The following is an 11,498-nucleotide window of genomic DNA, read 5'->3' as shown; positions in this document are numbered from 1 at the left end:
GGAACGGCCGCTGTGACCAACCTCCGAGATCGGTTTGCGCAGCGCCGGTACGACCCGCCTTCCAGCCGCGTACTCTGTCCCCCATTCCAGCAGCCCCTTGATGAAGTGAGCCTCCGGCCATGCCCACAACACCTGAAATGTCGATGGACATGACGACAGTCGGTGACACCGGTCTTCTCGACACGTTGCAGCACGAGGTCGCGGTGTTCGCCCGCCGGGCCGAGCAGACCCGGCTCGGCGGCGTCGGGCAGGTGCGCAACTCCATGGACCGCGCCGCGTACCTGCTGCTCAACCGCCTCGACAAAGAGGGCCCCATGGGCGTCAAGGCGCTCGCGGCGAGCATGGGCATCGACTCGTCCACGGTCACCCGACAGGTGGCTCCGCTCGTGGACACCGGTCTGGTCAAGCGGACCTCGCACCCCGAGGACGGGCGGGCCGTGGTCCTTCAGCTGTCCCCGCGCGGGCAGGCGCGGCTGGAGGAAGTCCGTTCCTCGCGGCGGCAGTTGATGGCCGAGCTGACGGACGACTGGGCCCCGGAGGAGCGCGAGACGTTCTGCGCGCTCCTCACCCGCTTCAACACCGCCCTGTCCTCGCGGATGTCCGCTCAGGGCATTCCGGGTGCGGAGTCCACGCCGACCGCCTCCTGAAACCGGGCACGCGCGCGAGGGGCGACTTTCCGACGGGGGTGCGCGACTCTTGACCGAAAGCCCGCCCCGGGCCTCATATGAGACCGGGGCATATGGCCGCCCAGGGGGACGCCGTCAGGCGGGAGGCTCGGTGTGCGGGACAGTCGTGCGGCCCAGGAGACCCGCCGGGCCAGGGAGTTCGAGGCGTTCGTCGCGGGCGCGGGCGGTCGGCTGCTGCACGCCGCCACACTGCTCACGGCGGAGTCCCCCGCGGACAACCCGCGCGCGCGTCACCTGCTGACCCTCGCCCTCGCGCGCACGTACGCGTGCTGGGGCCGGCTGCACGGCGAGGACCCCTACAACCGCGCCCGCGAGCAGCTGGCGACCAGCTTCGCCCACGGCGCCTGGCACGAGTACGCGTGGCGCCTGTACGACGTGCTGCCGCTCGGCCGCGTCCCGCTGCTCGGCCGTGGCCCGTCCCCGAACCGCGGTCAGCCCCAGGGACGTCCCCGGCGGCGCCCGGCGGCCGTCGGCGCGCTGGCCCGTCTCGCCCCGCAGGAACGTCTCGTGCTGGTCCTCAGGCTGTACGAGGGTGTCGCCGAGGAGCAGACGGCGGCCCTGCTCGGCCTGCCTGCGGACCGTGTCCGCACGCTCTGCGACCGGGCGACGACGAACTTGCTGCGCCCGCCCCGCGCGCAGCCGCCCGTGGCGCCCCGGGCGAAGGCGACCGCCTCGTGAACCGCGCCGAGCGGGAGGCCGCCGCCCGCCGGGTCATGGAGCGGACGCCCCCGCATGTGCCGGCGGAACTCCACCTCGAGATCGTGCGCCGGGGCAGCCGCATGGTGCGCCGCCGCAGGATCGCCCGGCGGCTGGTGTGGCTGCTGCTGTGCGCGGCGATCGTGGCGTTCGTGGTCTGGGCGGTGGTGGTGCAGCCCTGGGTGGAGCCGCCGTCGCAGACGACTCCACCGCTCACGGACTGGTGAGCCGCGGCGCTCGCTCCAGGACCGGCCGCCCGGGGGCCCGCCCGGCGGCCCGTCCTGCCGTGCGGCCTAGCCGAGGGCCTGCTGCAGGTCCTGGAGGAGGTCGTCGACGTTCTCGATGCCCACGGAGAGGCGGACGAGGTCGGCGGGCACCTCCAGGGCGGAACCGGCGACGGACGCGTGCGTCATGCGCCCCGGGTGCTCGATGAGGGACTCGACGCCGCCCAGGGACTCGCCGAGGGTGAACACCTTGGCCCGGTTGCAGACCTCGACGGCCGCTTCCTCGCCGCCGGCGACCCGGAAGGAGATCATGCCGCCGAAGGCCCGCATCTGCTTGGCCGCGACCTCGTGCCCGGGGTGCTCCGGCAGGCCCGGGTACAGCACGTGCGTCACGCGCGCGTGGCGGGTCAGCATGTCGGCGACCTTGCCGGCGTTCTCGCTGTGACGGTCCATGCGCACCGACAGCGTCTTGGCGCCGCGCAGCACGAGCCAGGAGTCGAAGGGCCCGGCGACCGCGCCCATCGCGTTCTGGTGGTACGCCAGCTCCTCGCCCAGCTGGGCGTCGCCGGTGATCAGCGCGCCGCCCACGACGTCCGAGTGACCGCCCATGTACTTGGTCAGGGAGTGCACGACGACGTCCGCGCCGAGCGACAGCGGCTGCTGCAGGTACGGCGTGGCGAAGGTGTTGTCGACGACGAGCTTCGCGCCCGCGTCACGGGCGACCTGGGCCAGGGCGGCGATGTCGGTGATGCCGAGGAGCGGGTTGGAGGGCGTCTCCACCCACACGGCCTTGGTCTTGGGGGTGATCGCGGCGCGCACGGCGGCCGGGTCGCTGGTGTCGGCGACCGACCACTCCACGCCCCACCGGGCGACGACCTTCGCGAAGAGGCGGAACGTGCCGCCGTAGGCGTCGTTGGGGATGACCACGTGGTCGCCGGGGCTGAGCAGCGTACGCAACAGGCAGTCCTCGGCCGCCAGTCCGGAAGCGAACGCGAGACCCCGGCGGCCGCCCTCCAGGGCCGCGAGGTTCTCCTCCAGGGCGGTCCTGGTCGGGTTGGCGCTGCGGCTGTACTCGTAACCGCCGCGCAGGCCGCCGACGCCGTCCTGCTTGTAGGTCGAGACCTGGTAGATCGGTGGGACGACCGCGCCCGTGAGGGGATCGGCGGTGTTGCCCGCATGGATCGCGAGGGTCTCGAAATGCTGACTGATGTGCCTGTCGCTCATGGGCACCGAGGGTAGTCCGCTCGCGGCCCCGGCGCGGGCCGGCCGCCCGGCACAGGGGGGCGAGCCCGGCCGGGACGGAGGTTTTCCACAGGGTCGGGGGGCGGGTTGGCCAATTGTCGGCGCGGTCTGGTTCGCTTGTGGCATGGAGATTCTGTGGGGCCTGGTGTCGCTGGTCTTGATCGGCTACGTGGTGCTGTCGCTCGTACGGCGCCGGCGCGGTGTCGTCGGGCTGGTGCCGGCGGACCACCCGGACGCGGCGGACCCGGCGACCTACGGTTTCGTGCGCACCGAGGAGCTGGACATCCGCATGCCCGGCCCGGACCCTGATCTGCTCGACGTCCTGGACGTGGTGCAGCACACGCAGGACTACCGGGCCGCGCAACAGCTGCTGGCCGGCACCGAGACGCGGGGCGAGCTGCGCTGGCAGCGCGTGCAGGCCTTCGCGGGCGCGGCGGCGCTGGAGCTGCAGCAGCGGCCGGGTGGCGTCAGCGAGGCCCCCGGCGGGCAGTGGCTGCGGGTGTGGCGCACCGAGGCGCCCAAGGACGCGGGCGGTGCGGCGGTGCACGCCGAGTTCCTGGTGCAGCAGGCCTGGCGGACGTCGACGCCGGGCACGGACGACTTCCGGATCATCATGGAGGAGGCGAGGGACGCCTGCGGACAGGCGGCGCTGCTGTCCCCCGACGACCCGATCCCGTACATCGTCGAGCTGTCGGTGGCTCGTGGTCTGCGGTACTCGCAGGCGGAGTTCGAGCAGCTCTGGCTGAACATCCTGGACCGCGACCCGGCGCACATGGGGGCGCATCTGGCGGCCCTGCACTACTGGTGCGAGAAGTGGCACGGCTCGCGCGAGCTGGCGTACGCCTTCGCGGAGTCCGCGGCGGCACGGGCCCCACGGGGCTCCCTGCTCGCGGCGATGCCCCTCTTCGCGGTCTTCGAGCACCTCCCCGAGGTGAACCTGGTCCGCAGCTTCTACCAGAGCGAGGTCGTGACCAAGGCGGTGCACGGCGCGCTGTTCGCGGTGCAGGCGGCCCGGCACGACGACCCGATGCTGGCGCACGTACGCCATCTGCTCGTGCTCTTCCTGGTGCGCTCCGAGCGCTGGTCGGAGGCGATGAGCCAGCTCATCCACGTGGACGGCCACGTCGGCGCCCTCCCCTGGACGCTCTCCCCCGACCCGGCCGGGGAGTTCGCGGTCTACCGGGCGATGGCGGTCGCCGGGTACGAGGCGAACGGCGGCAGCCCGGCGACGATGCCCCACTGACCCCGGGCGGCGGGCGGCCTGCGGGTCACCGGACGGTGAAGCCGGCCGCCTCGGTGTCCAGCGTGGTGGTGCCGTTCTGTGCGGTGGCCAGCACGGAGACGTGCCAGGCGCCGCGCGGGGACGCGTTGGCGTAGGCCCGGGTGACCGGGACGGTGTAGGTGCACCGCACGGTGTGCGTGCCGGAAGGCCTGCAGACGGCCGCCTCCACGTCGGCCATGTCCTCGGCCGTCAGCCCCTTCCCGGCGAAGGAGGAGTTCTCCGGCCATGCCAGGACCTTGACGCTCTTGACGCCGGAGGACGCCGTCACGTCGGTGACGAACGTCAACGAGCCGGCACGGTCGCCGTCGGGAGCGGCGTAACGGGCGGTGCCGTGCGCCAGCGTCGGGGACTGCTCGCCGGCGTGGGCGAGAGCGAAGGCTCCCGCGCCGCCGAGCACGACGACGCCGGCTGCCACGGAAAGAGCGATACGTCGGGACATGGGGGTTCTCCGCAACTGTCTGGGCTGATTCGGGCCGGCGCTCCTCGCCTGCGGCCGCTGTGCCGATACTCGCCGCGCAAGGGACCGCGGGGCATGAGCGCGGATACTCAACTCTCCCTGAGTAAGCCGTGCTTGGCCGCCCGCGAGGCAGCCGGGAGAAACGGGTGACCGCCCGGCCGCGCCGCGCTTCAGGCTGTACGCCCAGGGAAGCGCCACGGGACCGGCCGTCGCGCCGGACAGCCGGTCAGGGACGCAGGTGGGCGAGCAGCTCTTCACCGGCGGGGTATCCCTGCTCCCGGGGGAGCAGGCGGGCGGCTGCGTCCGGTGCACCGTCCCTGACGAGTGCGTGGATCTCGTCGGCGAGCGGAGTCACGTCACTGACGGACACGATCCACTCGTCCGCGTAACGCGACGACGCCTCACCCGAGAGCCCCAGTTGCAGCGAGCGGTGCGGCAGGGCACGCAGATGCAGATCGCGTTCGGGATCCCACTGGACACGGGCCGGTGCGCGCTTGAGGTCCCGCTGCCAGGCGCCGCGATCGGCATGCAGTCCGGGGACGTAACTCGCCAGGCAGGCATGGCGCAGCGCCCACTCGAAGCCGTCGCGAGTGATCTCGACGGCGAGGACGGTCTCCTGACCCTCCTTCGTGCCCCAGCCGGAGCGGTACATCATCCACAGGAAACTGGGCTTGATCCACGTCATGCGGCCGGGCTTCCACGCGGCGGGAAAGCGGCCGTCCCGGATGGCGGGCAGTCCTATCTCAGGGGAGTACGCCTGGTAGACGGTGATCGTGGACGCCGTGTGGAGCGCGCGGATCCTGCGGTGCGGTTCTTCCATGGCGTACAGCGTGGGCTCCGTCGGCTCAGGCGACCACCGATTTTCGACCGGCCGAAATCCGGCGTTCCCCGGTCACGGGGCAAGGGTTCGGCGGACGCTCGAGCTATGGCGTCGGGCCTCGTGTGCGCAGGGCCGTGCGGCCGGGGTCGTGACCGCTGTACGGATCACGCGAGACGGCCCTTCAGGTGATTGCGGGACGCCGCACGGGCCGGGCGGCCGTCGCGGGGGTACGCGTCCCGGCGGAGGACCGATCCAGAACGCCGTGAGGAGCTTGGTGATGTACGCAGCAGTCCGGCGGTACGAAGGGGTGACCGATTCGGCCGAGGCCGCACGTCTGGTGAACGAGGGGTTCGTGCCGCTCATGCGCCAGGTCCCCGGCTTCGTGGCCTACTACTGGATCGACACCGGGGACGGAGCGATGGTCTCGACCAGCGTCTTCCAGGACCAGGCGGGTGTCGACGAATCGATCTCGAGGGCCGCGCACTTCGTGCGGGACAACCTTGCGTCGCTGCTCCCCAACCCTCCCCAGGTCATGGCCGGCGAGGTGGTGGCCTTCGCCTGACAGCGTTCGGACCGGCCACATGAGATGGCCTCCCTCCGTGCGCTCCATGCGCTCCGTGCTCTCCGTGCGCTCCGTGTCAAGCATTTCGACCTCGTTCAAAATGCGTTCCCGCCGTACCCGCCCCGACCTACGATCGCTCGCATGCTGATTCGCCGGACATTACAGATGATCGTCGTGTTCGCTGTGGCTCTCGTCGGAGCGATCGGGGGTGGGGTGGGGACGGCGCAGGCCGAGGGGAGCCGGTCCTCGTACGACCGGCAGTTGTTGTTCTTCAACCACTCCTACGGCGTCCTCGACCGGGAGACCGCCGATGCCATCGAGCACTCGGACTACCTGAGGGACTTCGCCAACTTCCAGGTCCGCACCACGACCGGTACGGGCGGACAGACCTGGACCGGCCGCTACCTGATGGGCCGTGAGACCTACCTGGAGCTGTTCGGAGTCGGGGACCTCCCCGGCCCGGACGGCGTCCTGGGCGCCGCCGGGATGGGCCTGTCGACCGAACGGGACGGAGACCTGGCGACCGTCGCGGAGCGCATGAAGAGCGAGGGGGCCACCCCCGTCGACTTCCTCCAGACCAAGGACTTCGGCGACGGTGTGCCCGTGCCGTGGTTCGACGCCCTCCTCACCAGCACCGAGTACGACGCCTTCCAGGCGTGGGCGATGGAGTACCGGCCGGAGTACTTCGCCGATCCTCGCGGCCACACCGAGCCGGCGAGCTTTCCGGGTGACGTCGGCCGGGAGCGCTACCTCTCCGACGACTACCGCACCCATCTGATGCGCGACGTGACCGCCGTACGCCTCGCGGTCACCGAGGGCGACCTCGCCGACACCATGCCGCTGCTGCGGGCCGGCGGGTTCGCCGTCCGGACCCTGCCGGACGGCGGCGTCGTCGCGGAGTGCGGCGGCACCACGATCCGGCTCGACGCCGTCCCGCGCGGACAAGCGGGGTTGCAGCGGGTCGAGATGTCGCTCAACCGGCCCGTGAAGGACCGTCACGTGGAACGGATCGGCCGCTCGACGCTCACCGTCGGCCCCGGCAGCCACGCCGTGTGGACGTTCACCGACAGCGCCACCCGGTAGAGACCCTTACGGAGCGGTTGCCGTCGGCGGCCACGACACCGCAGACGCCGTACCGCTGCCGCCTGCCCCTCCGGGCGGGCGGCAGCTCCGGCTCCGGCTCCGGCTCCGGCTCCGGCTCCGGCTCCGGGGGAATTCACTCCACCTCGATGCCGAAGTCCTGGACGAGCTCCTCCAGGCCGCCCGGGTAGCCCTTGCCGCCCAGGACGAAGTCCCAGTCGCCGTTCGCTCTGCGGCGGAAGGAGCCGAGCACCAGGGCGGTCTCGCCGGGCCGGCCGTCGGAGACCTCGAGTCGCCCCAGCTCGGCGAGCCCCGGGTCGAGGAGGCGAATGCGGGCGTCGGTGAAACCCGACAGGTCGGCGTCCGGGTCGGTGTCCGGGTCGATGGCGGCCACGAGCACGAACCGGTCGGCCTCGTCGGGCAATCCGTCGAACGAGACGCAGATCGCGGCCTTGTCCGGTGCGGTGCCGGGAAGGGCGCGCACGGAACCGTCCGGCGTCTGCGGGTTGTTGAAGAAGACGAAGTGATCGTCGCTGAGGACCCGGCCGCCGCGGCAGACGAGGGCACAGACGTCCAGAGCGACGCTTCCGGTCCACGACATCCCGAGGACGTTGTAGTCGTCGGGCAACCGGGCGCCCGGTCCCGAGGGCGTCGCCCGGGCCGAAGGCCGCCGGCCGCTCTCCCCCAGTCGGCCGCGCAGTCCATGGCGATGCAGCAGGTCGACGAGTTCGGCGCCCGATATGAGTTCCAGCGGTTTGCCGTTGGCGAAGGCGTGCGAGCCGGGGCCGAACCCCGACGTCGTCACGAGGACGCCCTTGTTGGCGCCGGCGTCCTGCACGGTTCCGTACAGGTCCCGTACCGCGGTGGGCGGCACGGTGTTGCGGTAGCGCTTCACCTGCACGACGATCTTGCCGCCCCGGATCGGCGTCGGATCCAGCGCGTCGACGTCCACACCGCCGTCGTTGGAGCGTTGGGTGGTCACCGCCTGCATCCCCATGGCGCGGAAGAGGTCGGCGACGAGGTCCTCGAAGGCGATCGGGTCCATGGCGAACAGGTCCGGTTCCTCGTCGCCGCCGTGCGCGACGACCCGGTTCCCGACGTCCTGGGGCCTCCTGCCCGGCCGCACGGGTGCGAGCTGGTCCGGTCGCGCGGAGAGCTGGCCGCGCAGTGCGTCGGCCAGGCAACTGCCCGCCTCGACCTGTGCCAGATACAGGTCACGGAACGAGGAGCGCGAGGCCATGACGGTCGCGAGAACGATCTGGCCCGGCCGGCCCGTCGTCGGGTCATGGCCGTCGACGAACCCGTTCAGAGCCACTGACTCGAGCGCGCCCGGCTCATCCGCGCCGTACAGCTCGTGCAGCACGAGCAGCATGCACTGGGCGAGGACCTCCCGGTATAGAGCCCGGCGCTGACCCGCCGGCCGGGGAGTCTCCTTGTCCTGGTCGGCCCCGGACAGGTACCGAACGGCCTTGACCTCCGGCACGATGCCGTAGCCGGGCAGCTCCCAGTCCAGCACCAGCTGCCGTGCCGCCGGGTCGTAGGCCGCTGCCACCTGCCGTGGGAAACCTTCCGGCCATGCCGTCGAGGCGTAGAGGGCGGCGGAGAAGTACTCGACCACGGAGTCGGGATCCTGGCGTCTCACGCCTTCGGTCATCGCGCCGATGCCGGCGTTGTGCCGCCGTACATCTGCCAGCTGAGCGTCGACCCACTGCCGGTACTCCCGCTCGTACGACGCCAGTTGCTGCCGGCGCCGCGTCTCCGCGGCCTGGGCGGCCTGCAGGTCGCGCTCGAAGCGTGCTTGCGCCTCGGCCTGCGCCTGGGCCCTGCGGCTCGCGGTCCAGCCGCTCTGCGTCTGGTAGTGATCGATGTTCGGCAGGGGTACCGGCTGCGCCAGTGGTCCCGGAGCGAAGGGCTGAACCTCCTCGGGTCGCAGCAGGGAGGCGGCCCTGAAGGCCGGCGCCCGGCAGCCCGCGGCGAGCAGCCCCTGCAGCGAAGCGACCTGCGCGTCGAGTTCCTGCGTGCGTCGCAGCGCCTCTGCCTGCCGGTATTCGCGGTGGCTCTGGGCGGCCCGCCGCTGATAAGCCCGCGCTTCCTGTTCCTGCTGTCTGCGCTGCCTGGCCTCGGCTTCCCGCTGGCGCTGCTGCTGCCGTTGCATCTCGGCCCAGATGCCGACAGAACCGGTAGAACGACGACTCATGTGCCGCAGGCCCTCCCCAGGGACGGGGGCAGCCGCAAGGCATTTTGGTTGCCCCCGCAACCAATTGTCACGAGACGACTCTATACAGCAATGGCCGTCCCGCCTATCCGCGCGTCTCCCCCACGGGACCCCGGCGGCGCCCGGTTCGGAATTGGGTTGCCCGGGGTGGGTCGGCGGGGGCTAGATGGCGTCATGGCTGACATTCAGGGGTCGTACGACGAACTGTTCGCCGCGGTGCCCACCGCGCTGGCCGCGTTGCTGGACGAGGGGGACGTCGGCGGCTCGGTGGCCGTGTTCGTGGACGGTGAACCGGTGGTCGACGTCTGGGGCGGGTTCGCCGACACGGAGCGCACGATTCCCTGGCAGCGGGACACCCTCGTCAACGTCTGGTCCGTCACGAAGACGATGACGGCGCTGTGCGCGCTGGTGCTGGCGGACCGGGGCGAGCTCGACATGGACGCGCCGGTGGCCCGGTACTGGCCGGAGTTCGCCGCGGCGGGCAAGGAGGGGGTCCTGGTCCGCCATGTGCTCTCGCACACCGCGGGGCTGCCCGACTGGGTCTGGCCGGTGGCGGAGCTCTACGACTGGCCGACCGCAACGGCGCGGCTGGCCGCGCAGCCGCCGCAGTGGGAGCCGGGCAGCGCGGCCGGGTACCACTCGCTCACCCAGGGGTTCCTCGTCGGCGAGGTCGTCCGCCGGATCACCGGCCGTACGCCGGGCGGCTTCTTCGCCGACGAGATCGCGGGCCCGCTGGGCGCGGACTTCCACATGGGACTGCCGGCCGGGCACGACCACCGGGTGGCCCCGGCGGTCCCGCCGCCCTCCCACGACGAGGACTACACCGCGAGCGCGGCCGCGGGCGACGCGGCCGGGGACGCGTCGACGGCCCCGGACTCCACGGACCGGTCGACCGCTCCGCAGGCCACGCCCGCCGCGACCGCGCTGCGGGTGCGGGACGGCAACAGTGCGGCCTGGCGGCGGGCGCAGATCCCCGCCGCGAGCGGCTTCGGCAACGCCCGCTCGGTCGCCCTGGTCCAGTCGGTCCCGGCCTGTGGCGGGGCGGTGGGCGGGGTGCGGCTGCTGTCCCGGGCGGGGTGCGAGCGCGCCTGGGAGGAGCAGTTCGGCGGCCGGGACCGTCGTCTGAACATGCCGGTCAGCTGGGGCCTGGGCTACGGCCGCTTCGGCGGCACCTACGGGTGGGGCGGCTGGGGCGGCTCGATGGTCATGATCGAGCCCGAGTCGCGGATGACGGTGGCGTACGTGACGAACCAGATGCGCGAACCCGCGGCCGACACCCGGGGCATGGGGATGGTGATGGCCGCCTACGACGGACTGCAGGGGTTGCGCCCATGAGCGGCAGGGCGGGCGGGGCGGCGGCGTTCCTGGTCGGCGGCGGCTGGGACGAGTCCGTGGCCGGCGTCGTCCACGGGCCGTTCCTGCGGGCCGCGGCGGCGCGTTCCCGCCGGGGCGCGGGGGCCGTGCCCCGGATCCTGTGCGTGCTCGTCGACGAGGGCGCCGGGGCCGAGGAGTTCGACCGGTACGACGTCGCACTGCGCCGGGCGGGAGCGTGTACGCCCGTGCCGCTGCTGCTGCCGGTCGGAGAGCGGTTCGACGCGGGGGCGTTGCCCGGGGAGTCCCCGGACCCCGAGGACCCCGAGAACCCCGAGGACCCCGGGAGCGTGGACGGGGTGTTCGTCTGCGGTGGCCTGACCCCCGCCTATCAGGAGGCTTTCGGCGGTGGGGCGGGCCGGGCGCTCGCCGCGCGGGGCATCCCGTACGCCGGTTTCTCCGCCGGGGCCGTGGTCGCGGCGCGGGACGCGGTGGTCGGGGGGTGGCTGGTGGACGGGGTCCCGGTGTGTCCGCCGGACGCCGCCGAGGACCTGGAGGAGGTCGAGGTACGGCCCGGGCTGGGGCTCGTGCCCTTCGGGGTGGACGTGCACGCCGCGCAGTGGGGCACGTCGGGCCGGCTGGCCGCCGTCGTGGCCGGCGGGCGGCTCGCGCACGGGGTGGCCGTCGACGAGAACACCCTGGTCGAGGTGGCGGATGGGCGCGTGCGCGTGGCGGGGCTCGGGCAGGCCCACTCCATGCGTCCGGCTCCGGGCGGTGGGATCGTCGTACGGTCCTACGGCCACGGGGAGTCGTTCGCCGTCACCCGCTGATCCGCCCGCCAGGCACGGACGCCGCCCCGGCGGCCCTCGCCGGGACTCGCTCGCCGCTCAGGGCCCCCGGAAACGCGTTCCGGGGGCCCTGAG

The 11,498-nt window shown here is 72.6% G+C and carries 12 protein-coding genes; 8 read left to right on the top strand and 4 right to left on the bottom strand.

The window, feature by feature from the left end; translation table 11 throughout:
- The first annotated feature begins 137 nt into the window (after positions 1-137).
- From BG482_RS22625 to BG482_RS22615, 3 genes are all read left to right on the top strand, one after another.
- Positions 138-647, top strand: a complete 510-nt coding sequence (locus tag BG482_RS22625) for a MarR family winged helix-turn-helix transcriptional regulator (protein ID WP_176741441.1) — start codon at positions 138-140, stop codon at positions 645-647.
- A 132-nt stretch (positions 648-779) separates the two neighbouring features.
- Positions 780-1,364 carry a sigma factor-like helix-turn-helix DNA-binding protein gene (locus BG482_RS22620; RefSeq protein WP_069770913.1) on the top strand — a complete coding sequence of 195 codons (585 nt, stop codon included), beginning with the start codon at positions 780-782 and terminating at the stop codon, positions 1,362-1,364.
- A complete protein-coding gene (locus BG482_RS22615; protein WP_069770912.1) occupies positions 1,361-1,609 on the top strand; it encodes a hypothetical protein in 249 nt (82 codons plus the stop codon). The genes BG482_RS22620 and BG482_RS22615 overlap by 4 nt, the downstream gene beginning before the upstream one ends.
- 66 nt (positions 1,610-1,675) lie before the next feature.
- Here the strand turns inward: BG482_RS22615 and BG482_RS22610 are convergent, their stop codons facing one another.
- On the bottom strand, positions 1,676-2,830 hold the full coding sequence (locus BG482_RS22610) for a cystathionine gamma-synthase (protein ID WP_069770911.1): 1,155 nt from the start codon (positions 2,828-2,830) through the stop codon (positions 1,676-1,678).
- Positions 2,831-2,972: 142 nt separating this feature from the next.
- On the opposite strand from BG482_RS22610, the gene BG482_RS22605 reads away from it, so the two are divergent.
- On the top strand, positions 2,973-4,091 hold the full coding sequence (locus BG482_RS22605) for a hypothetical protein (protein WP_069770910.1): 1,119 nt from the start codon (positions 2,973-2,975) through the stop codon (positions 4,089-4,091).
- Between the two features lie 25 nt (positions 4,092-4,116).
- Here the strand turns inward: BG482_RS22605 and BG482_RS22600 are convergent, their stop codons facing one another.
- Together BG482_RS22600 and BG482_RS22595 are read right to left on the bottom strand one after the other, a co-directional pair.
- Positions 4,117-4,569 (bottom strand): DUF5707 domain-containing protein, encoded by a 453-nt coding sequence (locus tag BG482_RS22600; protein WP_069770909.1) that lies wholly within the window; start codon positions 4,567-4,569, stop codon positions 4,117-4,119.
- Positions 4,570-4,813: 244 nt separating this feature from the next.
- A complete protein-coding gene (locus tag BG482_RS22595; protein ID WP_069770908.1) occupies positions 4,814-5,407 on the bottom strand; it encodes a DUF4291 domain-containing protein in 594 nt (197 codons plus the stop codon).
- Positions 5,408-5,684: 277 nt separating this feature from the next.
- Here BG482_RS22595 and BG482_RS22590 point away from each other — a divergent pair, with 277 nt between their 5' ends.
- Together BG482_RS22590 and BG482_RS22585 are read left to right on the top strand one after the other, a co-directional pair.
- The gene (locus tag BG482_RS22590; protein WP_069770907.1) at positions 5,685-5,969 is read left to right on the top strand and encodes a hypothetical protein; all 285 of its coding nucleotides are present in this window, start codon (positions 5,685-5,687) and stop codon (positions 5,967-5,969) included.
- A 165-nt stretch (positions 5,970-6,134) separates the two neighbouring features.
- Entirely contained in the window at positions 6,135-7,052 is a 918-nt protein-coding gene (locus tag BG482_RS22585; RefSeq protein WP_069770906.1) for a DUF5829 family protein, read from the top strand.
- Positions 7,053-7,185: 133 nt separating this feature from the next.
- Here the strand turns inward: BG482_RS22585 and BG482_RS22580 are convergent, their stop codons facing one another.
- Positions 7,186-9,246 carry a restriction endonuclease gene (locus tag BG482_RS22580; protein ID WP_176741440.1) on the bottom strand — a complete coding sequence of 687 codons (2,061 nt, stop codon included), beginning with the start codon at positions 9,244-9,246 and terminating at the stop codon, positions 7,186-7,188.
- A 192-nt stretch (positions 9,247-9,438) separates the two neighbouring features.
- Between BG482_RS22580 and BG482_RS22575 the strand changes: the two genes are divergently transcribed.
- Positions 9,439-10,599 (top strand): serine hydrolase, encoded by a 1,161-nt coding sequence (locus BG482_RS22575; RefSeq protein WP_069770904.1) that lies wholly within the window; start codon positions 9,439-9,441, stop codon positions 10,597-10,599.
- Positions 10,596-11,405, top strand: coding sequence for a hypothetical protein (locus BG482_RS22570; protein WP_069770903.1), 810 nt, complete (start codon positions 10,596-10,598; stop codon positions 11,403-11,405). The genes BG482_RS22575 and BG482_RS22570 overlap by 4 nt, the downstream gene beginning before the upstream one ends.
- The last annotated feature ends 93 nt before the right edge of the window (positions 11,406-11,498 follow it).

The organism is Streptomyces sp. LUP30 (genome assembly GCF_001746365.1).
Taxonomy (GTDB): domain Bacteria; phylum Actinomycetota; class Actinomycetes; order Streptomycetales; family Streptomycetaceae; genus Streptomyces.
Note: the sequence above shows the minus strand (reverse complement) of the source record. Positions and strands in the feature narration are given on the sequence as shown.